Annotated in this window: 23 protein-coding genes and 1 other RNA gene; 6 read left to right on the top strand and 18 right to left on the bottom strand. The window is 42.8% G+C overall.

Going from position 1 to position 23510, the window contains the following annotated elements; all coding sequences use genetic code 11:
* Complete coding sequence (locus VXQ92_RS00695; RefSeq protein ID WP_416679909.1) at positions 1–960, bottom strand: penicillin-binding protein activator; 960 nt, start codon at positions 958–960, stop codon at positions 1–3.
* Positions 961–970: 10 nt separating this feature from the next.
* Between VXQ92_RS00695 and rsmI the strand changes: the two genes are divergently transcribed.
* Positions 971–1813, top strand: coding sequence for a 16S rRNA (cytidine(1402)-2'-O)-methyltransferase (rsmI, locus tag VXQ92_RS00690; protein ID WP_416679907.1), 843 nt, complete (start codon positions 971–973; stop codon positions 1811–1813).
* Positions 1814–1903: 90 nt separating this feature from the next.
* On the opposite strand, the gene VXQ92_RS00685 is transcribed toward rsmI, so the two are convergent.
* From VXQ92_RS00685 to VXQ92_RS00640, 10 genes are all read right to left on the bottom strand, one after another.
* Complete coding sequence (locus tag VXQ92_RS00685; RefSeq protein ID WP_004646359.1) at positions 1904–2158, bottom strand: hypothetical protein; 255 nt, start codon at positions 2156–2158, stop codon at positions 1904–1906.
* Between the two features lie 174 nt (positions 2159–2332).
* On the bottom strand, positions 2333–3580 hold the full coding sequence (locus tag VXQ92_RS00680) for an FAD-dependent monooxygenase (RefSeq protein ID WP_416679906.1): 1248 nt from the start codon (positions 3578–3580) through the stop codon (positions 2333–2335).
* Positions 3577–4785, bottom strand: coding sequence for a 2-octaprenyl-6-methoxyphenyl hydroxylase (ubiH, locus tag VXQ92_RS00675; RefSeq protein ID WP_416679905.1), 1209 nt, complete (start codon positions 4783–4785; stop codon positions 3577–3579). Before ubiH ends, VXQ92_RS00680 begins: the two co-directional genes overlap by 4 nt.
* Positions 4786–5078: 293 nt before the next feature.
* The gene (locus tag VXQ92_RS00670; RefSeq protein WP_416679904.1) at positions 5079–5642 is read right to left on the bottom strand and encodes a hypothetical protein; all 564 of its coding nucleotides are present in this window, start codon (positions 5640–5642) and stop codon (positions 5079–5081) included.
* Between the two features lie 21 nt (positions 5643–5663).
* A complete protein-coding gene (locus VXQ92_RS00665; protein ID WP_416679903.1) occupies positions 5664–5882 on the bottom strand; it encodes a hypothetical protein in 219 nt (72 codons plus the stop codon).
* 679 nt (positions 5883–6561) lie between these two features.
* On the bottom strand, positions 6562–6693 hold the full coding sequence (locus tag VXQ92_RS00660) for a hypothetical protein (protein WP_416679902.1): 132 nt from the start codon (positions 6691–6693) through the stop codon (positions 6562–6564).
* Positions 6694–6759: 66 nt separating this feature from the next.
* A complete protein-coding gene (locus tag VXQ92_RS00655) occupies positions 6760–7023 on the bottom strand; it encodes a hypothetical protein (RefSeq protein WP_416679901.1) in 264 nt (87 codons plus the stop codon).
* Positions 7024–7281: 258 nt separating this feature from the next.
* Positions 7282–7521, bottom strand: coding sequence for a DUF378 domain-containing protein (locus VXQ92_RS00650; protein WP_064095577.1), 240 nt, complete (start codon positions 7519–7521; stop codon positions 7282–7284).
* Positions 7522–7812: 291 nt separating this feature from the next.
* Positions 7813–9147, bottom strand: coding sequence for a Xaa-Pro aminopeptidase (pepP, locus tag VXQ92_RS00645; RefSeq protein WP_416679900.1), 1335 nt, complete (start codon positions 9145–9147; stop codon positions 7813–7815).
* A 129-nt stretch (positions 9148–9276) separates the two neighbouring features.
* The gene (locus VXQ92_RS00640; protein WP_416679899.1) at positions 9277–9912 is read right to left on the bottom strand and encodes a UPF0149 family protein; all 636 of its coding nucleotides are present in this window, start codon (positions 9910–9912) and stop codon (positions 9277–9279) included.
* A gap of 64 nt (positions 9913–9976) precedes the next feature.
* Between VXQ92_RS00640 and VXQ92_RS00635 the strand changes: the two genes are divergently transcribed.
* The 3 genes from VXQ92_RS00635 to ssrS all read left to right on the top strand — a co-directional run bounded on the left by VXQ92_RS00635 (position 9977) and on the right by ssrS (position 11099).
* On the top strand, positions 9977–10534 hold the full coding sequence (locus tag VXQ92_RS00635) for a hypothetical protein (protein WP_064095580.1): 558 nt from the start codon (positions 9977–9979) through the stop codon (positions 10532–10534).
* Positions 10531–10818: a cell division protein ZapA gene (locus VXQ92_RS00630; RefSeq protein ID WP_064101456.1), complete on the top strand. Its 288-nt coding sequence runs from the start codon at positions 10531–10533 to the stop codon at positions 10816–10818. The genes VXQ92_RS00635 and VXQ92_RS00630 overlap by 4 nt, the downstream gene beginning before the upstream one ends.
* Before the next feature lie 97 nt (positions 10819–10915).
* Positions 10916–11099: non-coding RNA, 6S RNA (gene ssrS, locus VXQ92_RS00625), on the top strand.
* A gap of 168 nt (positions 11100–11267) precedes the next feature.
* Here the strand turns inward: ssrS and VXQ92_RS00620 are convergent.
* The 6 genes from VXQ92_RS00620 to VXQ92_RS00595 form a co-directional block, all read right to left on the bottom strand.
* Positions 11268–11429, bottom strand: coding sequence for a YqaE/Pmp3 family membrane protein (locus VXQ92_RS00620; RefSeq protein WP_081406339.1), 162 nt, complete (start codon positions 11427–11429; stop codon positions 11268–11270).
* A gap of 317 nt (positions 11430–11746) precedes the next feature.
* Complete coding sequence (locus VXQ92_RS00615) at positions 11747–13027, bottom strand: PQQ-dependent sugar dehydrogenase (protein ID WP_416680034.1); 1281 nt, start codon at positions 13025–13027, stop codon at positions 11747–11749.
* A 217-nt stretch (positions 13028–13244) separates the two neighbouring features.
* The gene (locus VXQ92_RS00610) at positions 13245–13955 is read right to left on the bottom strand and encodes a GntR family transcriptional regulator (protein ID WP_064095583.1); all 711 of its coding nucleotides are present in this window, start codon (positions 13953–13955) and stop codon (positions 13245–13247) included.
* Positions 13956–13966: 11 nt separating this feature from the next.
* Entirely contained in the window at positions 13967–17566 is a 3600-nt protein-coding gene (uca, locus tag VXQ92_RS00605) for an urea carboxylase (RefSeq protein ID WP_416679898.1), read from the bottom strand.
* Between the two features lie 68 nt (positions 17567–17634).
* Positions 17635–17898 (bottom strand): hypothetical protein, encoded by a 264-nt coding sequence (locus tag VXQ92_RS00600; protein WP_416679897.1) that lies wholly within the window; start codon positions 17896–17898, stop codon positions 17635–17637.
* A gap of 452 nt (positions 17899–18350) precedes the next feature.
* Positions 18351–18833, bottom strand: a complete 483-nt coding sequence (locus VXQ92_RS00595) for a VOC family protein (RefSeq protein WP_171254923.1) — start codon at positions 18831–18833, stop codon at positions 18351–18353.
* 429 nt (positions 18834–19262) lie between these two features.
* On the opposite strand from VXQ92_RS00595, the gene VXQ92_RS00590 reads away from it, so the two are divergent.
* Together VXQ92_RS00590 and lon are read left to right on the top strand one after the other, a co-directional pair.
* A complete protein-coding gene (locus VXQ92_RS00590) occupies positions 19263–19844 on the top strand; it encodes a 5-formyltetrahydrofolate cyclo-ligase (RefSeq protein ID WP_416679895.1) in 582 nt (193 codons plus the stop codon).
* 147 nt (positions 19845–19991) lie between these two features.
* Positions 19992–22418 carry an endopeptidase La gene (lon, locus tag VXQ92_RS00585; protein WP_064095588.1) on the top strand — a complete coding sequence of 809 codons (2427 nt, stop codon included), beginning with the start codon at positions 19992–19994 and terminating at the stop codon, positions 22416–22418.
* Positions 22419–22487: 69 nt separating this feature from the next.
* Here the strand turns inward: lon and VXQ92_RS00580 are convergent, their stop codons facing one another.
* Positions 22488–23420: a M28 family peptidase gene (locus VXQ92_RS00580; RefSeq protein ID WP_081406347.1), complete on the bottom strand. Its 933-nt coding sequence runs from the start codon at positions 23418–23420 to the stop codon at positions 22488–22490.
* Between the last annotated feature and the right edge of the window lie 90 nt (positions 23421–23510).

Genomic DNA, 23510 nt, shown 5'->3' with positions numbered 1-23510 from the left:
TCATAGTAGCTTGACGCCTGTGCCACTATACTGAAAACATTGTGGACTACGCTGAATACTATGGTCCGTGATTTCAATCCGGCCAGTTCTACCCTGAAATTCAATATGCTGTAAATGTGGTTGTGACAGGTACTGCTGGGTAATCTGCCAGGCATCTCCCCCGAAGGCAATCAGCCGCTGATAGGACATATCTACCGGCTCTTTGGCATAGGCCTGTACAACATCTGGCCAGTCAGCCAGATAAAGTACCGGAACATCACAGAACTTGATCCCTTTCGGGGGTCTATGCTGCTCGCTGATCGCATTGGCCACGGTATACATCCGTTTATGGCTTAATTCAGGTATGGCAGCCAGCCCTTCTGCATTGCCGAGGTATAACAGCCCTTGTTGTGGCATTAAAAAAATCGGCGCCTTGTTCACGATCTTAAATTTCAGATCACTTTGACTGAACAATGACATCAGCAACAGTTCATGCTCGGCTTCACTGCCCGGCTGGCGTAAAATCAGCAGCTGTTGAATTCCATCTTTGTGCAATAAGGTTTTTAAGGCAGCGGCATCTTCTTTTTTGGACAGGCTGAATTGCCAGACTTGGGGTGATGACCCTGCTACATCATTCAGGCTGAGGGTACGTACTTTAGGTTTGCTCTTGAGTAGTTGTTCCACATCGCTACGTGCCAATGGACCCACCACCATTTTGGTCTTTTTATTGACATGCTGTTTCAGTAGCTGGGAGATATTTTTCTGATTGGAATTGACCCATTTTAATGGAACTTTCTGCCCGGAAGTAGTATAGGCACTGAGAAAACCCTGTTTGATACTCGATGCAGCTCGCGCCAAAGGCCCGGATTCGGGTAGAATGATCAGCACTTCTGCTTGTACGCTGCTGATGTAGCTGACTAAACACAAGCCCAATATTTTATTTTTAATCTTCCATTTTTTATTATTCAATTTATTCCACATGGAGAAACCTATGAGTGCTCAGTTATTTGTTGTTGCGACTCCAATCGGGCACTTAGATGATATTAGTTATCGTGCAATTCAGGTGTTAAAGTCGGTGAGTCTTATTGCTGCTGAGGATACACGAACTTCAGCACAATTACTTAAACACTTTAATATTCAAACACCTCTGACTGCCTGTCATGAGCATAATGAAAGCAACAAGATTGATCAGCTGATCCAACGCCTGCTGAATGGCGAAGATATGGCCCTGATCAGTGATGCTGGCACTCCCCTGATTAGCGACCCTGGCTTTAAATTTGTCCGTGCTGCACAAGCGCATAATATTCGCGTGATTCCTGTACCTGGTGCTTGTGCGGCTATTGCTGCCTTAAGTGCTGTTGGCTTGCCGAGTGACCGCTTCAGCTTTGAAGGTTTTCTGCCATCCAGACAAAGTCAGCGCCTGCTGAATCTGGAAAAACTGAAAGATGAAACCCAGACTTTAATTTTCTATGAAGCACCACATCGGATTCTGGAGTCCGTTAAAGATATGGCCAGCGTTTTCGGAGCAGATCGCCCGGTCGGTTTTGCGCGAGAAATCACCAAGACCTTTGAAACTATCAAGAAAATGACCTTGGGTGAACTAGTCGAATTCATTGCCAATGATCACAATCAGCAAAAAGGCGAAATTGTTCTGGTGATTGGCGGCGCCACCGAAGAAAAAGATCTGGATCAGGAAAAGCTGGATAAATTATTGAATCGCCTATTACAGGACCTTTCGGTCAAAGCTGCTTCACAACTGGCGGCAGATTTAACCGGAATCAAAAAGAAAGTCGCTTATCAACGTGCTTTAGAACTGACTTCGGCAAACGACTAATTGCTTTAGATATTTCTATCTCATTTTGGTTTGCAAAAAAACACCACATTGAATGTGGTGTTTTTTATAAGAAACAAGTTAATCAATAACTTATTCTTTGGCTACTGATTCATCTGCCGGCACTTCAACAATACGACCACCACTAGCAAGGAAAGCCGCAATCTCGTCTTCAAGTGCTTGACGCTTTTTCAGCTTTGCAGTGACGGTCAAAGTTTCAGCTTCTACAAGATCGGTATCACTGACGACCTCTGTGCTATCGACCGCGCCTTTTTCAGCGGCTTTTGCTTCATCATCGTCAACAATTGAATCTTCAACGTCATCATCATAATCATTCATGTCTGTCATTTGCATCTCCCCAAAAATGGCCCTCGCTTGGTATTCCAAGTCAGGTATCGAATTAAGTGAAATTTAGCAATCTCTTTGACCTTCGCCTAGTACCAAAACTCAAAAAATCGTATCTTTTTTAAACAAAAACGTTACTCTTTATTGGCATTTGTTTAAAAAATTTACATTTCTCCCTTAAGCTGCGTAGCGTGTGTCTTTGAGTAAACTCAGGCCGTTGGCCTGTGACATAAATGCATCTTTTAATATTGGCTGATTTTCTACCTGTTTTAAACCAAAATTACGTACCCAAACCATTGGGAAGAATGAGGTCGTTTCCATCCAGCCAATCGCAGACATGCTATGCATCATGGCATCGTTTTGACCTTTACGGCGATGTTCATAGCGTTTGAGGGTTTGCTCATGTGCCCATACGCCACGCGCCTGATCATGCAGTAAAACATCACAGAGCACTGCAGCATCCAGACAGCCAATATTCACCCCTTGACCTGCCAACGGATGAATCACATGTGCCGCATCTCCAATCAGGGCTAAACCGTCTTGAACATATTGCTGAGCGGCACGGGCTTTTAAAGGGAAAGTGGCACGTGATGTCGCCTGCAATACTTCACCCAACATATGCTGACTTTCACGGGTTAATAGCTGAGTAAATTCAGCATCTGGGAGCGCTGCATATTCCTCAGCATAATCCTCTGGCAAGGTCCAGACAATTGATTGCCAATGTCCCTGCTCTTCCGGATTAAGGCTGGCCATAGGTAAAAAAGCCAATGGACCGGTTTCAAGAAAAATCTGACGTGCCATATGCTGATGAGGCTGTGCAGTTTTAATGGCACAACTGATGCCTGCCTGTTTATAGTCCAGTACATCAATATCAATGAAAGCTTGCTCACGTACAAAGGAGTTTGCACCATCTGCGCCGATCACCAGTTTAGTTTGGAGTTGTGTACCATCAGCCAGATGAATGATCCACACACCGACGCCACGTTCGATACGGCTGACTTTGACCTGTGTTCTATAATCTTGAACATCTTCCAGCATCTTTTGCTGAATAGCCAGATTCAAAATGCTTGGTTCCACCATCGAGCCTAAAGCCTGCTCTACCGATAGTGTTTTTTCTGAAGACTGGCCAAAATTAATTTCTCCATAGCCATTTTTATTCCAGACCTGCATGCCGGTATAAGGCTGCTGACGTGCTAAATTTTCCCAGACACCCACCGTTTTTAATAGGTGAATGGTTGCCTGACTTAAAGCCAGGACACGCGGATTAGCCACCCTTAAGGTTTTATCTGCATCCAGAATTGGCGCTGCATCCAGAACTGTAGGCTGCACGCCCCCTTGGGCCAGCAATAGCGCAGTGAGCCCGCCTACCAACCCACCACCAATAATGACAACGTCTAATATTTCGTTAGTTTGATTTAAGCTCATGCTTTTAACCCCATGGCATAATTTGCAACGAGTGGCTTGATGCCTGGAATCGTATCAAAGGCGACTAAACCTGTATTACGCATCAATCTTAAAAACGGATTCTGGTTACTGAAACCGCGTACCACTGAATCACAGAACTTGATCACACGCTGCTGGTCACTGAGACGGGATTTCTCATAGTCTAGCAATATTGCAGCATCGCCCAAGTCTGCGCCTTGTGCCTGCTGCTCTTTCAGGTAACGCACCAATACATGCGCATCACGCATACACAGGTTAAAACCCTGTCCAGCGACCGGATGAATCGTATGTGCTGCATTACCCATGAGCACTACACGACCAACAGCCTGCTTTTCAGCTAACACTTGAGATAAGGGAAAACTGAACCGTTTTCCGGTTTTCTGGAATTTTCCGGCACGATCGCCATACGTGTCCTGCAAGGCATCCAGAAAATGCTGGTCATTTTCATCTCCCAACCATTCTCCTTCAGTACCTTTTTTCACAGGCCAGACCACTGAACGGCGATACTCACCCGGTAAGGGCAACAGTGCCAAAGGGCCTAAATGACTGAAACGCTCAAAACCCACATGACCATGTGGCTTCGACGTTTGTACTGTGGTCACAATCGCGACCTGATCATAATCATGTTCTGATGCACCAATACCCAAAGCCTTACGACAGAAAGAATCCCGCCCATCGGCGGCAATAACCAGTTTGGACTGTAATTTCAGTAGAGATTCGCCACGATGCGCTTCGATATAAGCAAACTCTGCATCTTGAGTCAGTGAGCTCACCTGCACACCATCAATCAGTTCAATCAATGGCTCTTTTTTGACTTGAGTGAGAAGCACCCGACCGAGCCAAGCATTTTCAATGACCTGACCAAAGCTTTCGACTTTTTCCTGCTCGGCTTTCAGTCGGGCCTTACCAAAGCTGCCCTGTTCGGTAATATTCACTTCCAGAATTGGGGTAGCATGCTCTTGCAAGGCATTCCAAAGTCCAAGCTCCTGATAGATTTGTACGCTACGACGTGACAAGGCGCTATTACGTGCATCAAAACTGGAATGATATGGCGCAAGATTTTCATCATCATAATTTGGGTATTTGATGGCTTCCAAAAGTTTGACTGCAATATTGGTTTTCGCCAACATTAATGCGAGGCTTAAGCCCACCATCCCACCACCGACAATGATGACTTCTTGTTGCATGCTGTAATCCTTTCAATGTCGTATCTATGCAGATAGATACTTATAATCATGATGGATTTTATATTACATCATGACTCGAGATTTTGACATTGTGATACATGCTGTTGTTGTAGCTTGTTTTGACCTCAATGTTCTGCTGTCTGGCAGACCAGACAAAGGCTAAAATGCATTACTATTAAAAATACCCGGTCAATCAGCTTAGCTCTTATTTAAAAGAAAAGATTAGAATCCATTTTCAAAACTGTAGAAAAAATTAAAGTGAATGAAAATTCACCCTAAATAATTTTATATTTTTAATAGATCATTTTTCTAAGATATCTTTTTATAAAATTGAAGATTTTAAAAAGGATTAATAAAATTTCAGCTTCTATTTCTTCCAACAAGCTCGCTGAGCTAATAATTGGTTTGGTTTGTCTTGAATAGTGACTACGATCCAATCTTCTAGGTAAAGTGTTATCTCTATAAATAATTCCATTTTGACAACTACTTCCCAGACAACGCAGTCCATGCTTATCAGTAACTTCATCTATGGCATTGGTATAGGGAATAGGTCCTGTGGTATTCAGCACACCACTCCAGCCATATCCAAATTTAATATAAGTATAATTTTCTAAATTTTCCGTTATTTTTTCAACCACATTAGCCAAATATTTGTTTCCCGGCGAAGATATAATATTCCATTGTTGGTATTCTTTACCTCTTTTAATCTGTTTATGCTTTCCGAACTCTTCATATTCAGCTGCTCCTCCTTGCCATTCAAAGACTAGCAGTTCATCATCTTCTAAAATAATGTCACTTAAACTACAGGTGGTAAAACTTTTTAAATCAAAATATGCCCCACCTAAGCTATAAAGCAATAAATATCGAAAATAATCAGTTTATGCAGCGCCGTATAATGGATTAATTTTAAGAAACGCATTTAAATATCTGGAAGAATAATGATTTTTAACAAAATCTACCATGGTATTATAATCATAAAAACGGTATTCCCAATCAGGATTATTTTTCAGAAGAACAGCCCTTGCCGTTCTATCTTCTTCGGATAGAAAATTTATTCCTTTTGTATGAATTTGATGAATTATTTTTGGTATTTTCATATTGAGGTACGTCCTTAATCTTATAAATTTTAACATTTTTGGAGCTGGCATTGTTTATATTAATCAAGTATCAGATAAAACATTTCACCTGAAATACAAAATATCGAAGCTAGTAATTAAGTGATTACACTATACTTAAACCTAGTTCCCATATTTAATACAATCAAACTATTCCAAATGGCGAATAATTTCTTCTTAATATTTGAATTTACTATAGATTTCTTAAACAGCGCATGTACTCATTAAGAGCTCTTAAGATAAGACTGAGCACTGATCATTTTATTAACTATCTTTATTATAGTTGTATATTAATGTCCTCACTTTATTTTTTTAACATACAACCATAAAATTAATGTTAGTACTATAGTTTAAATATCAATTAAAATAATATAAAAATTTTTAAGTACCTTCCATCTTCTCATATCAGTAAAAAGGTAAATTATCACATTTACTGTGATAAAAAAGACAATATCTATTGGTACAAATTCAATAGTTACAGACTCTTTTTTTTATGATTGATATTTCTCTAAAACCAGTTTTTTATTTTCAGATAATACTCAGACTAAAATAACACCAGCTTTTCCAGTAGCTATTTAGAAGACTGAATGCTGTAATTTTATCTGATTCTGATGATATTCAATAGCCAGCTCAATTAAACGAGTAATTAAATTAGTGTATGTCATCCACTTGCTTCCCAAAGCTTCAGATACATACTGATGTTGGTAAATCCTGGTAAGGTATTTATTTCATTTACTAAAATTTCACCATATTGGTCAGGAATAGAGCCATCTTCGCCCAGCGTTCCATACACAATTGGAAAAATAACATCCAGCTGGAATAAAGCCTGTTCTTTAAATTCAATGACTTGCTTTTCACTCTAATCCGGAATAAAGGCAAGATTTCTACCGGATTGATGCAATGCGATTAAAGATGGATTATCCGAATTTAATAAAAAATGGGTACTTTCATTCAGATGCCAAATCCCATTTTTATCAATCCCAATCAAGGTAATATCAAATTTTTCTCGATCGATCGCATCAACAATATTTCTTGCTGACTGAAGTGAAACTTCATGTTCTGTAGACTTACCGCCAAAGATAATACCATTATTCTTCTTTTGCACGTTATTCTTCTTTTGCACGTTTATATCTCCTTGGTCCTACATAAGTACCCAACTTAACAATAAATTATCGTTATTAATTTTCTGATCATTCAAGAATTTTATGCTTATAAAAGTATAGGAAAATCTCTGTTTACGGAATAAAAAACTAACAAGATAGTAATAAAAAACGGAGCCTAAGCTCCGTTTTTTATTCTGGTATCATAATTAAAGCCGGATTTTAGATTATTCAAAATTGGCCTTATAGCCATGCAAATCATCTAGATCTGCTTTAGCTGTTTAACGCACAACCTTGGTATGATGATCTGTATGGTGTACTGTTTTGCCAAGCTTCGTTCCTGTATAGATCAGGTACAATGCCGACAAACCAACCAGGACATAAATAATTCGAGATAAGGCGCTCATATCACCAAAGATCGCAGCAACCAAATTAAAATCGAATGCACCAATTAAACCCCAATTGATGCCACCAATAATTGTCAAGGCATAAGCAATCCAGTCAATCGTATTTAATCTCATAAGTCTTCTCCTGCTTTTATTTAAGTTTATTTAAGTATCAGAGAAATTATGAGAATATCAGTAGATATAATATGTAGCTTTGATGCTAAAAACGGATTTTCTGTGTTGACTTCCTGTCAATTTTTAAGCTGTAAATTTTAATTAGGTTTGTTTTATTTGACTTGTTCAATATAAACGTAAGTTATATTGCTTGTTGATCATTACGAAATATTTTAAGACGCCTACTTTGCACAGCATATAAGTGTCATAAAAAAGCCGGTCTTTCGACCGGCTTTTTTGAGTTTTCTCAGATCAGGCAGCTTGAGCTTTTGCCATCAATGCTTCAATCTCTTCTACCGTTTTGACCACTTTCGCGGTTAAAACCAGTGGACCATTTTCGGTAGCAACAACATCATCTTCAATCCGGATGCCAATACCGCGCCATTTCGGGTCTACGGTTTCATCATCGGGCGCGATGTAAAGCCCCGGCTCAACTGTTACGACCATGCCTTCTTCATACGCACGCCATTCACCATCAACCTTATAAGCACCGACATCATGTACATCCATACCGAGCCAGTGTCCGGTACCATGCATGTAGAATTGGCGGAAAGCTTCTTTTTCTATGATGTCGTCAATATTCCCCTGCATCAAGCCAAGATCAAGCAAACCCTGTACCAAAATGCGTACTGCAATATTATGTGGTTCTTTATACGAGTTACCAATTTGCACAGCATTAATTGCAGCAATTTGAGCATCCAGCACTACATTATATAAAGCTTTCTGTTCCGGGCTAAATTTACCATTCACTGGAAAGGTACGGGTAATGTCTGAAGCATAGAACTGATATTCAGCCGCAGCATCAATCAGGACTAAATCGCCATCTTTGAGTTCTTTGTCATTTTCTACATAATGCAGGATACATGCATTTTCACCGCCACCGACAATACTGTTGTAAGCTGGAACACCGCCATTTTTGCCAAAAACATAATTCAGCTCGGCTTCCAGTGCATATTCCATCATGCCCGGCCGTACTGCCAGCATTGCTTGAGTATGCGCATCAGCAGAAATATCGGAGGCAATCTGCATCAGTTCAATTTCATTTGCATCTTTATGCAGACGCATTTCATCGACAATACGATCCAGCTGAATGACTTGCGCTGGTGCAGAAGTCCCACGACGGCTTTCACCACTTGCAGTTGCAATCCATTTCGCGACACGCGCATCAAATTCTGCATGCTGCCCGATGCGATAGAATAACCGATCCTTATTTTGCAGTTTTTCCAGAATTTCTTCATCGAGCAGATCAATCGCATAGGCTTCATCTGCATCATAATCCTGAATAGCTCCATCAATACCTGCACGATAGCCATTCCAGATTTCCATTTCCCGGTTACGTTCCCGGCAGAACAAACTGTAGCTATAGCCTTCTTCTTCAGTGTCAAAGGTTTCAATCACAGCCACAGCTTCAGGTTCTGCAAACCCGGTTAAATAGAAGAAACTACTGTCTGCGCGGTATTTATAATCTGCATCACGGTTACGCATGGCTACCGGACTGGTCGCGATAATAGCAATACTACGTAAACCGATTTCCCCTGCGAGGATTGCGCGACGTTCCTCAAAAACTGCCTGTGTCAATTTCTTCATTCCACCTTACTTCTTATCGATTAGTACTTTTATTTAGAATATGATCTTGAAACCCTACCATCAACTTTACTGTAAACAGCAAAGTATATGCCTGATTTCAAGTATGGCTTAGTTCACTTCAGCATTTCATCAACTTGGACGTTTAGGCGAGAAAATCTCGACAACGCTTTGCGGCTCTGTAGGAGCGGCATCGTTAGGCTGATTTTTTTGACCAAATTGCTGCAGGAGTGGCGTTTCTTCAACTCCTACTTTTTTACGCCCTAAAGACAAACTGACCGGAATCAGGCGCACAAATTCATACAATTCCTGATAGCTTTCTTCACCTTCGGCATCATCGTCCGAATCTTCAAATTCTACCGCGGCTACATCCTGCAAATGTTCAATCAGTTCAACTTCATCTTGGCGGATATGCCCGGACGCCAGTCCAAAACCTAAGACCACACCTGCACACCAGTCCGCCAGTGCCTGCACACGTTCTGAAAGCGTATGTTCATCATCGGGCAGCAAAGGTAAATAATCTAGTTCATTTTCAGACAAGGCATGGAAGATGTCTTCAGCTTCGCCTGTCAAAAGCTCTAATGCTTCGGCATCCAGTTCAGATACGTCCAATGTTTCTAAAATCTGTAACCACTCTTCACTGCTGGGGGCCTGAGTGACACAAACAATGCCCGTCAGCAAACCATGCAGTTCGCTAGGGCTGGAAATCTCCTCAATTGAAGAAAAATTGCGGTGCCATTCGGTCCAACCTGAAATATCGTCTTGCATTCGTTTATCCAATCTTTATACTGCTTATATATTACCTTTGTTTGCAACACTGTGCGACCTCGATATGTTAGAAGAATTACAGCGTCTACAAGTGCAGATCGGCGTGTTAAAAACGCGACTTGCACGGCTTGAAAGTGAAAATTCCAGCTTGCGCGAAGAGCAAGACTCTTCATCAATGCAACATCAACTGCAAATTGAACAAAAGAACAGCGTAATTGCGCAAAAACAACAAGAAAATGAAAACCTGACAGAACAATTGACGGACTCTCGGGCCCAGTTTCAACTGCTTAATAATGATGCAACTGCACTGGCAGACCGTTATGGCAGACTTGAAAAAAGCTGCACCGATCTGAAAAACCGTTTTCAGGAAATTCTGGCTGAACGTAATGATCTGCGGGTACTTAAAGAAAAGATGCTGATTGAACAGCGTCATTCTCAGCAGGAAATCCAGCGTTTGACTCAGGAAGCTGAACGTTTAACCCAAAAAAATGAAAATGCCAAAGCCAAGGTTGAAGCAATTATTCAACGTCTGGCCATTCTTGGCACTGCGCAGGATCATCACGCACAGGAAATTCAACAACTGGCCCATCCGACTGAAGTCATTGAGGAAGCTTCATCATGAGTGAACAAATTGCAATCGATCTCAGAGTATTGGGGCATAGTTTCCGTTTAGCCTCGCCTCCTGACAAGCAGGAAGAATTACAGCGTGCGGCACAGTTATTAAATGAAAAGTATGATGAATTTCGTCGTAAAGCTCCACGCATGGAACCTAGTAAACTGATTATTATGGTAGCACTTGAGTTGATGCAGGAAGTTCTGAGCATGAACCGGTCTCTGCAACAATACGGACATTGCGAACGTTTGTTACAAACCATTTTAGAAGAAGTTGAAGAACTTACTGAATAATCACATATTCCGCTTAAACTTCAGACATTCGAATGAACTGTTTACAGTTCATGAACAGCATGGAGTTGCCACACCGGCATTATTGTTTATAATTAACTTAACTCTGGGGTGTTCGCCAGCGGGTCTATTCCCCTGCCGATACTAACACTTATGGGTGTGGTCTGTATATTTAGAGTGTATGCCCATCTTCGCATGGGAAACCCAGCAAGTATACGTCACATCCTCCTTGAACTCATCGGGTTCAGGGTAACGACACATGCAGCGGCATCTCCGGAGTGCTTATTTTCTTAGTAAAAATATATTATTTATAATCCATATAAAATCCTTTCTAAATCTTCTCTCATCTCAGCATTTATTTCGATCACGCCCCCTTGTATTAACGCAGTCATCTTGTATGCATGAAATGCCTCAAAAGTCCTTTTCACTTTATTTTATTCAAAAACAATCTCTTAAACTATTTTATCCCGATATAAAATATATATGGCCCAGATTGCAGCAGGAATCCAGCCAAAAATCGAAATCTGAAGTAGCAAACATACTACGGATTCGACTGGCCGACGAAGAGTCATAAACAATGACCACGGAAAAATAAATGCGATAATTGATTTCACTTTTTAAAATCCTCTTTTTGCAATGTCTTGAGCTTTTAAGTCCAGTATTTACGAATGGCTAGAACTGCTACTTATATTCAGATATTTTTAATGTGATTAGCAGAATCTCTGTACATGCGAAATCACGTTTAAAAATATCTTGAAAGCCTAATTCAGCCAGCTTAAAAGAAGCTTAAAAAGTTATCTTACATCCACTCAGCTCTTGTATCTTTTCAGCCAGAGTGTTGACGTTTTAATAAAAAAAGTTTTCGCTTAATTTTTGCTATGCAACAGGCTTATATCCAAATAAGGCACTTAGCCTATTTATATTTATAGATTTATTTTTTTGGTCTTGTACTCAAGGGTGATACCCGCCAGATCACGTCTCCGACATCATCTGCCACTAAAATGGCTCCTGAGGAATCCACTGCTACACCAACAGGACGTCCATATGCTTTCCCTTGATCGCTGAGAAATCCGGTCAAAACATCCTGAGGCTGTCCGATTGGTTGGCCATTTTGAAAGGGAACAAAAATCACTTTATAGCCACTATGTGGTTTGCGGTTCCATGAGCCATGCTGACCAATCAGCGCCCCATCACGATATTGAGGCATCAGATCTGCCCTATAGAAAGCCAAGCCCAATGAGGCAGTATGATTGCCTAATGCATAATCCGGTGGAATTGCTCGCGCAACTAAAGCAGGGTTTTGCGGTTTGACCCGTGTATCAACATGCTGACCATAATAACTATAAGGCCAGCCATAAAAAGCGCCCTCTTTGACAGAGGTCAAATAATCAGGAACCAGATCATTGCCGAGCTCATCGCGTTCATTTACCACCGTCCAGAGTGCACCACTCTGAGGTTGCCAGTCCATGCCATTCGGATTACGTAGTCCGGTTGCATAAGGTCGTGCTTGGGCACTATCCAAATCAAACTCCATAATGAGTGCCCGGCCCTGCTCTTGCTCTAAGCCATTTTCAGCCACATTACTGTTGGAACCCACTGTGATATAAAGTTTATTGCCTGCAGGATTGGCAATGACATTTTTGGTCCAGTGATGGTTTAAACGGCCTGCCGGTAAATCCAGCACCTTGGTGCCGGCTGCTGTGATTTGAGTCATCCCGTTCTGATAAGGAAAGCGCATCAAGGCATCAGTATTGGCTACATACAATGTATTGCCAATCAGCGCCATACCAAATGGAGAATTGAGATTTTGCAAGAATACGGTTTTTTGTTCAGCCACCCCATCTCCATTGCTGTCCCGAAGTAGCGTGATGCGGTTGGCACTAGGATGCGATGAGCCGGCGCGCTGCATTACCCACTTCATGATTTTCCCTTTGATCCCTTTACTATCATCGGGCTTGGATGGTGCATCCGTTTCAGCCACCAGCACATCACCATTTGGCAATACATACAGCCAGCGCGGATGTCGCAGTCCTTTGGCAAATGCCTGAACTTTTAAACCTGTCGCGGGTATAGGCATTTCATCCACAGGCCAGCCTTTGGCAGGCGCAATATTGACCGTAGGCAGCAAGCTTGACTGTGGTTTAGGTAAGTCTGGATCAGAACCATAACTGTCAGTGATGGGCGATTTGGAAGGCATCATACATCCTGTCATAGTCAAGAAAGATGCACAGGCGGTACCAGCAACTAAAAGTCGTATGTGCTGAATAAGCATTTTTATCTCTTTGTTATTATTATCCTCGACTTAACTTTAAAAAACTACAAGAGATGCCACTAGCTGATTCTTGTTTTTTCTGGTTATGAATTGGTTATCAACTTTGAGTCAGGTCTGATGTTTTTCTTGCTGTAAACATAAATTTATTCTGACTCACTTACCCAGGACAACACGACAACATTTCCAGAGTAATTTTTTTTACCTCATTACGACTGAGTCGAATATGAGCCTCTAATATAGAAAGACAGGCGACTGCATCTTGGGCAAGCAGCGCCTTTAAAATCTGTTGATGTTCAGCATAGGTGGCCTCAATCCGATAATCTTTGGAAAAATCCAGCCGGCGTATGATCCGAATTTTTTCGCTGATCTCACTATGTATTTTTGCCATTTCTGCATTGCCGGCTGCAAATACCAAATGACAATGAAATGCTTCATCTTCTACAGATAACCGCCTGAGATCATAGACATACTGTTCTGGTTGAATACACCAGGTTTGAATCAAAATAGCCAGAGCAACCTGCAACTGGTCTTTGGGCTTCTGACAAAGTTGCTCGACTGCATAACCTTCCAATAAAATCCGTAGATCATAAAGTTCTTCATAAGCTTTAAAGTCCAGTGGCCGGACCTGCCAGCCACTTCTAAACTGCACCTCGACATAACCTTCCTGCTGCAAACGATATAAAGCTTGCCGAATAGGTGTACGGCTGACGGCATAGCTTTCAGCAATTTCCGATTCGGTAAACCGCTCTCCCGGCATCAGCTTAAAGTCAAAAATATCATTTTTAATTTTCTGGAAAACCAGCTCAGACAGATTGTCTGAGCTTTTTCCTGTCGCTTTAGTGGTGGCTGGATTACGGACAATAGTCATGGCTCAATCCATTACTCCATATAAACCAGTGGTTCACCACTATGCACGGTCTGACCAGAACGGCAGATAATCGCTTTGACAATGCCATCATCATCAGCATAGACCGGCAGCTCCATTTTCATGGCTTCAATGATGGCCACCGTGTCGCCTTTTTTCACAATCTGCCCGGCTTCTACAAAAATCTTCCAGATATTGCCGGTCATAGAGGCGTTGAGAGGGACATACTGGCTGTAATCGGTATCATCCTGCAGCACTTCTATTTCTACAGGTGCATCAAACTCGTCTTTCCAGCGTTCTACCTCGGTACTAAAAGCAGCCTGCTGCTGCGCTTTAAAGGCGGCAATGCTGTCGTGTTCTGCAGCAAGGAAATCCTGATATGCTGCAAAGTCAAACTCGCATTCTTCAATTTTGATTTCTGCCAGACCATGGGCGAAATCAGCACGGAACTGATCCAGTTCAGCCTCAGTAACCTCATAATATTTAATCTGGTCAAAAAAGCGTAAGAACCATTGCTGATCGCCAAACTGCTTGTTCTTTTTAAACTTGTTCCAGATCGGCACGGTACGGCCAATCAACTGATAGCCACCCGGTGAGTCCATGCCATAAATACACATATACATGCCACCAATCCCGACTGTACCTTCAGCGGTAAAAGTACGGGCCGGATTATATTTGGAACTCAGTAAACGGTGGCGCGGATCAATAGGCACTGCACAAGGTGCAGTCAGATATACATCACCTAGCCCTAAAATCAGATAGTTGGCATCAAAAATAATGTCCTTGACCTGTTGGCGGTGACTTAAACCATTAATCCGCTGAATAAAATCGACATTATTCGGAAGCCAGGGGGCTGTGGCACAGACGCTTTCCTGATAACGCTCAACCGCACCCAGAGTCGCCGAGTCCTCAAAGGCCATGGGTAAATGGATAATTCTTGAAGGGATTTTAATGTCACGCAAATCGCCCATCTGTTCTTCAAGACCAAGCAGGAAGTGAATCAGTTGCTGCTGGCTCAAACGCAGACCATCATATTTAATCTGCAAGGACCGCACACCAGGTGACAATTCCAAGATACCCTCAAGATCAGCTTCGCGGATCAGTTGCATCAAACGGTGTACGCGCAGGCGCAGAGCCAAATCCAGTACGTTATCGCCATATTCCAGCAAGATATAACTGTCACCAGCCTGACGATATACAGCTTTTGGTGCATCTGGCATAGCTTCACGCAATGCCAGGATACTTTCTGCCTGAACTGCAACAACTTCAGCTTCGTGGGTCATCTCTGCCTTGGCAAAGTTTTGGAGGGTTTGAATTTGCTGCCGCTCCAGCGCATTGGCCTGCTCTACCGAGATTGGATAGAAGCTAATCGTGTCATCGGCTTTCAGTTGACCAATTTTCCAGAGTTCAGCTTTGGCAATGGTCACCGGACAGACAAAGCCACCCAGGCTCGGACCATCTTTGGCAAGGATTACGGGGAAGTCACCGGTAAAGTTGATTGCACCAATGGCATATTCACAGTCATGCACATTGGATGGATGCAGCCCCGCTTCACCACCATTTTCACGCGCCCAGCTTGGCGTCGGTCCGGTTAAACGGATACCCAACCGGTTCGAGTTAAAATGCACTTTCCAGCTTGATGCAAAAAACTCCTCAATATATTCAGCTTTAAAGAAATCAGGTGCTCCATGCGGACCATAGAGCACACCAATTTTCCATTCCTTGCCATAACCTGGAATCAGAGCTGTTGCCAAAGCTTCAGGTTCTGCAATCGCCAAAGGTAGACCATCGGCCGGCAGCTCAGGATTCACCATCTTAATCATGTCACCAGCCCGTAATACTCGGCCTGCATGTCCACCAAAATTACCTAAAGCAAAGGTAGAACGGCTACCCAGATATTCCGGTACATTCAGACCATTTCGCACAGCCAGATAAGTCCGGCATCCGGATTCAACCTGTCCAATTTTTAAGGTTTGTCCTGCTTTTATCTGAATAGGCTGCCAGAAATTTACTGCTTCATCATCCAGACTTACCGGACAAGGGGCGCCAGTTAAAGCAATGACATTGTCTGCATGAAACTTGAGGGTTGGACCTTGCAGGGTAAATTCGAACCCGGCGGCGGCCTCGGCATTCCCGACAATTTTATTGGCCAGCCGGAAGGCATAATCATCCATTGGGCCTGAAGGCGGTACACCAATATCCCAATACCCGACACGACCCGGATAATCCTGAATCGAACTTTGTGTACCCGGCTGAATCACCTCAATCACATTCGGCACATATTTGAAATCATCCAGCATGCGTGTCCAGATCTGCATCTGTTTAAAACGTGGATCTGAAATAACAGTATGCACATAATCCAGATTGGTACTAATACCATTCAGGCGAGTTTCAGCTAAAACTGATTTAAGCGTACGAATGGCAGTATCACGATCTTCAGCATGCACAATAATCTTGGCAACCATCGGATCAAAATATTGGGAAATTTCAGTTCCGGTACTCACCCAGGTATCAACCCGGACATTTTCCGGAAAAAAAACATCGGTCAAAATCCCTGGACTCGGCTGGAAATTCTTGACTGGATCTTCGGCATATATGCGTACTTCAATCGCTGCACCCCGAGGCTGAATACTGCTTAGATGCTTCCAATCCAAAGTATCGCCTGCTGCGATTTTCAACATGCATTCGATCAGGTCTAAACCGGTCACCATTTCAGTGACAGGATGTTCCACCTGCAAACGGGTATTCACTTCAAGGAAATAAAACTCGTCACGTGCTGCATCGTAAATAAACTCAACCGTACCGGCACTGCGATATTTCACCGATTTGCCCAGTTCAACTGCCGCCTGATGCAGTTTTTGACGGGTTACATCAGGTAAATGAGCCGCTGGTGTTTCTTCTACGACCTTCTGATTACGGCGCTGTAATGAACAGTCACGCTCACCCAAAGCCACTACCTGTCCCTGTCCATCTCCAAAAATCTGAACTTCGACATGACGGGCTTTATCCACAAAGCGTTCCAGAAACACCCCGGCATCTTTAAAGAACTGCTCACCCAGACGTTTTACACTTTCATAAGCCTCTCGAAGTGCTTCTGCATCATCACAACGGGTCAAGCCAATTCCGCCACCGCCTGCTGTGCTTTTCAGCATAATTGGATAACCAATTTTTTCAGCTTCTGCCAAAGCTTCGTCCAGACTATTTAGCAGACCTGTACCGGGAGTCATGGGTACATTGGCAGCTGCAGCAAGTTCACGGGCACGATGTTTTAAACCAAACTCTAAAATCTGCGCAGCTGTGGGTCCCATGAAAGCAATGCCATTTTCTTCGCAGGCACGGGCAAAATCAGCACTTTCTGACAGAAAACCATAACCCGGGAAAATTGCTTCGGCCCCGGTATTTTTGGCTGCAGCAATCAGCTTTTCGATACTCAAATAGGTATCGCTAGGTTTAGTTCCTTGCAGAGATACGGCAACATCTGCATCAAGTACATGCTGCGCATAACGATCTGTTTCTGAATAAACGGCGACACTGGTTACACCCATTTTTTTTAATGTGCGAATGGCGCGAACAGAAATTTCGCCGCGGTTTGCAATCAGTACAGTCTTAAACATATGAATCCCCAGTTATTTTATCTATTTTTTGAATCTGTTGAATGGCTCTGTTTCATTTTTTTATTGATTCAGCTCATGGACATAGACCCGCTACCTACCAAGTTCACTGATCTGTAATGCAGGTGCAGATGCACGCTATCCACATATACAGCTTTCCTGAATGCATCAATTTTTTCTTTCAGATATGTGCCAGTCGCAACCAAAATACAGGCAGACCCAGTGCGCTCGAATTGCGCATTGGGTTGAGCGGGATTTTTCGGTGAGAACTGTTTTTGCTGATCGGCCGCACGCCATTTCAGGACTGTCCAGTCGATCATTTTGTGAGGAAGCATTCTGTATCCAATCTTGTATCCAAGTTTGAATACAAATATGCAGAACTTATGCCAGTTTTATTTTTATATTAATTTCAATATTTTAATATTATTTAAGATGTCCCAATGAGAGGGAAATTTGATTAGATGACTGTTTTTGGTTCAGTCTGTTTTCAATTCGGTGCAAAAATTATTCTGGAACTCATATTGCATGATCTGCATCCCTTCAACTTGTACAACACTGATATAAAAGCCTATCTATTAATGAACCTTTAAGGGAACCATTCAGCTTATATCTTGGGCTAGTAATAAAATTGGAGGTACTCCATGCCGGAATGAAAAGGGTTTAACCCAAGATGCATATAGGCACACAGGAGATGATCGAAAGGAAATATAAAAGGAGAGGTTTCAAATATTGAAGTAAATAAGGCTGCCCAGTAATATTCACTGAAATTACGGATAACCTCTGTCACTCAACCACGAAAAGCGGCTTCAATCACGGCAACATCAATTTTCTTCATGCCCATCATGGCCTCAAATGCACGTTTGGCTGCAGCACGGTCAGAACTGTTACAGGCATTGATCAGGACAGCTGGCGTAATCTGCCAGGAAATGCCCCACTTGTCCTTGCACCAGCCACACTCACTTTCCTGACCGCCATTGCCCACGATGGCATTCCAGTAGCGATCTGTTTCCTCCTGGTCTTCAGTCGCCACCTGAAATGAAAATGTTTCATTATGCTGAAAACCAGGACCACCGTTCAACCCGATGCAGGCAACGCCCATTACTGTAAATTCGACCGTAATGACATCACCTTCTTTCCCAGAGGGATAATCTCCAGGAGCAAGGTTGATCGCGTCAATCGAGGAATCTGGAAAGGTGTCCGCATAAAATCGCGCAGCAGTTTCAGCATCGTTATCGTACCAGAGGCAGATAGTGTTCTTCACAATATTCATCATGTTCTCCATTGAGTTAGGTCTTACGTGCCTACCTAAGTCCAATGTCCAATGTGTATCATTTCTCAGCCGAGAATCGTCATATGATTCCGTATCTATACTATTTCACCAAAAACGGGATAAATCCATTCTGAAGCTGTATGTTTATTGATCTAAAGCTTTTCAACATTTTTCTAATTATTCACTGCTGCAGCTTGCTATCACACTGTTAATTACATAAAAAGCGATGAAAATCAAAGAGCGTAAACTACTCACCTCATGACCTTTTAAAAACAGGTCATAAAATTTCTTTAATTAGACTTTAAACCTGGCACGATTTATATCGGGAGATAAAATGCAATAGGACATTACAATTCAGAATTATTTTTTACTTTTCCAGAATTCCCACTTAGACTAGAGCACAATTTTGTTGCACATGCTTTTGCGCCTATGACCATTCAGGAATTAAGAAGATACCTTCGTAAAACGCGTCGTCATCTCTCTAAATTTGAGCAAAGGCAGGCCGCACAAAAAGTCTTGAACCGTCTGATCCATAGCCCACAATTTATTCAAGCCCGACGTATTGGGCTGTATCTGCATGCTTTTGGGGAAATTCAGACCCAGGCGATTATTGAACGCTGCTTTCAGCTGGGCAAGCAGGTTTATCTCCCTGCAATTTGCGACATGAATCAGCATCTGGTCTGGATCCGGATCAGCCCGCATCAATACCATAACAGGCGCTTTGCCCACCATCGGCTGGGTATGCGAGAGCCAATGAGTACGCGTGGTGTCCATGTTTCCAAACTGGATCTGTTGCTCATGCCATTATTGGCCTGTGATACTTCAGGCACCCGGATTGGTATGGGCGGCGGTTTTTATGATCGCACCCTAGCTTCTGCACCTAGATGCCCTTTCCGTCTGGGACTTGCGTATGATTTTCAACTGGTTAGCCAACCTTTAAAACGGGAAAAATGGGATCAGCCCCTAGATGCTTTAATCACTCCGACAGTTTCTATCAAGTTCAAACGTTAATTTTTCAATTTTGCTCTTGATAACTACTTCAAAATCACATAATTAGTCATTTTTCATACAATTTAATCTCAACTGCCCTTGTATTTTTAAAATTACCCATCACTATTAAAAGCATGGCAACACCGTTGTCACTCATTAGGAGTGCCCATGTCTGAAATTATCATGAATCCAGAAACCTTAGAGCCGCAGGTTCCAAGTGTACTACCCCTTTTGGCGCTGCGTGATGTGGTGGTTTATCCGCACATGCAAATTGCGCTGTTTGTCGGTCGTGAAAAATCGATCAATGCAGTTGATGTGGCTCGTAACAGTGACAATCTAGTATTTGTGGTTGCACAAAAAGATTCGCTTACAGAAGAAATTGATCACGACAATTTATATCAATACGGTACTGTCGCGAAGATTGTGCAAGTTGTGAATCACGAAAATGATGAAAACTGTATTAAAGTCCTGATTGAAGGACTGCATCGTGCCAAGCTGAAAACGATCATTGACGAAAACGAGTATCTGACAGCAGAGCATGAACTCAGCCCAATGACAGTTACGATGGATAAAGACACGCAAGCTGTGCGCTTGCAAGAATTACGTGCGCTTTTCGCTCAATATGCAGAAGCGAAGTTACGTAATGCCCGTGAACTGATCACTGCAGCCAACAAAATTGAAGACTTATTACAGTTATTGTTCTTCGTTGCAACCCGTGTTCCATTGAATATTGAAGTGAAACAAAAGTTCCTCGAACAGGACGAGTTCGAAGCGCATTTAACTGAATTAATGACTTATCTATTACAACAGTCTGAAGAACAGCAGATCGAGCAAACCTTGCATGACTCTGTTAAACGTCAGATGGAAAAGAACCAGCGCGAATACTTCCTGAATGAAAAAATGAAAGTCATTCAGCGCGAGCTTTCTGATATGAACGGCGGTGCAGAAGATGATGTCGCCGAAATTGAAAAACGTCTTGCTGAAGCAGATTTGCCTGAGCATGTACGCAAGAAAGCAGAAAACGAGTTCCGCAAGCTGAAAGCAATGCAGCCTGCTTCAAGTGAAGCTGCTGTGGTACGCAACTATCTTGAAGTCATTCTGGATACACCATGGAATAAGGCCAGCAAAGTCAGCATTAACCTGAACAAGGCGCAGGAAATTCTGGATGCAGACCATTATGGTCTGGACGATGTCAAAGATCGTATTGTGGAATATCTTGCTGTCCAGTCACGTGTGAAAAAATTGCGCGGCCCGATTCTATGTCTGGTTGGTCCTCCAGGTGTCGGTAAAACCTCACTGGGCGAATCCATTGCCAAGGCGACCGGTCGTGAGTTTGTCCGTATGGCACTGGGTGGTGTACGTGATGAAGCCGAGATTCGTGGTCACCGTCGTACCTATATCGGGGCGATGCCAGGTAAAATCGTGCAGTCTTTAATTAAAGTAGGTGTGAAGAACCCTTTGTTCCTGCTTGATGAAATCGACAAGATGGCACAGGACTACCGTGGTGATCCTGCTTCTGCGATGCTTGAAGTACTAGATCCATCGCAAAACAGCAAGTTCAGTGATCATTATCTTGATCTCGATCTTGACCTGTCAGAAGTGATGTTTATCTGTACTGCGAACAGCATGAACATTCCTGAGGCGCTGCTGGACCGTATGGAAGTGATTCGTCTTCCGGGTTATACCGAAGAAGAGAAAGTGAATATTGCTGAGCGTTATTTGGTTCCTAAAGCAATCAAGAACAATGGTTTACGTTCTAAAGAGCTTACAGTTCACGAAGAAGCCATTCGTGACATCGTGCGCCATTACACCCGTGAAGCCGGGGTTCGTAATCTTGAACGTGAAGTGTCAAAAATTGCACGTAAAGTAGTGAAAGAAGCAGTCAGCAAGAAAGCTAAAAATCTTGAGGTAGATGTAACAGCAGTTAATCTTCCAGAATACCTGGGTCCACACAAATTTGACTATGGTATGGCGGAAGAAGAAGCACAAATCGGTCGTGTGAACGGTCTGGCTTGGACTTCTGTCGGTGGTGAGTTACTGACTATTGAGGTTGCTGCAGTTCCGGGTAAAGGTAAGTTTATTACTACCGGTTCTCTTGGCGATGTCATGAAAGAATCGATTACCACTGCCATGACTGTTGTGCGTACCCGTGCAGATGAACTCGGCATCGAAGCCTCTCGCTTTGAAGAAACTGATGTGCATGTGCATTTACCTGAAGGTGCGACACCAAAAGATGGTCCATCGGCAGGTTTGGCACTCACCACTGCACTGGTATCTGCCTTCACCGGTATTCCGATTCGTCCGGATATCGCGATGACAGGTGAAACCAGTCTGGGCGGTCGTGCACTACGTATCGGTGGCTTGAAAGAGAAACTTCTGGCAGCCCATCGTGGTGGCATCAAGCTGGTATTCATTCCACAGGAAAACGTACGTGACCTGGCGGAAATCCCAGAAAATGTCAAAGAAGGTTTAGAGATCAAAGCAGTAAAATCAATTGATGAGATTTTACCGCTGGCATTGACCTCCTTGCCAAAAGCATTGGTTAAACCGCCAATTGTGAAAACCAAAGAAGAAGCGAAAGCAGCACGTCATTAAGACCTGCTGATTCCTAAAAACCCTGCTCCGGCAGGGTTTTTTTATTGGGTAAAAAGCCACTTAACTCAATTATGGCTGTAGCGCCATAGCAACCAGCCCATCAATCACATACGTCATCTTGTTCAAGTCCAGCTTGTCTAAGGTGTCCAGTTCGGTGTTGTAATAAGGATTGCGATAATTCGCAGTATCGGTGATCAGCATAGTTGAATAATTGAATTTGGTATAATTCAGATAGCCCGAGAAACTCATATCCTGAGCAAAACTTGGACTGACAAAACGCTGACAATCCAACCTGTTAAGCCGTTGCATAGCATCACAATAATCGCCGGTCAGGCCGGTTGAGGCCAAATGTCCAATTGATGCAATAAAGTTGCCATGTCGTGGATAAATCCATTTTAATCCGACTGGATAACTCTGTACCTGATGTTCATCAAAATAGCCAATCGAATCCAGAATCACCACGCCTTTAATTTTCTGTTTTTGCACTTTTAATGATTTGGCATGTATATAACTGCCCATGTGTTCTGTCTTAAAAAAGGGTGGCTCTTCCAAGGTATAGAAAGCAAATTCAATATCATGCTTGAGTCTGGATTTTTGCAAAGCAAGTAGTCTTGCCGTTTCCAGCAGACCCGCTACACCTGATGCATTATTGTCAGCCCCATATCGGGCACTGAAAACATCATAATGTGCTCCCATTACCATCTTGGTTTTGGCTTGAGTATTGATTTGACAGACGACATTCCGGTAACTCAAGTTATTGACCACATAAACCTGATACTGACATGGGACACCCAGACGCTGCATCTGCCCTTTGATCCAGGCAGACACCCGATTCAGCTCCTTAATATTTTTATAATTCCGGTATTCATCCACATTCATAATCTGGCTAAAAAACAATTCCAGATGGGGGACTTGAGCACTTTTGCTTGAGCTGGCCATACATAGGCTTGAACCCATGAGACCAAGCAGTAACAGGAGCACAGTACAACATCCTTTTATCATGACACTGTTCCGCATTTATTATTATTCCATTCCTTTATCAAGCGGATACTTGAACTACGGACATTAAAGCAACACTAAATCCCCCCTTTC

It is taken from the genome of Acinetobacter sp. 228, assembly GCF_048147885.1.
This window is presented reverse-complemented; position numbering and strand designations above follow the sequence as displayed.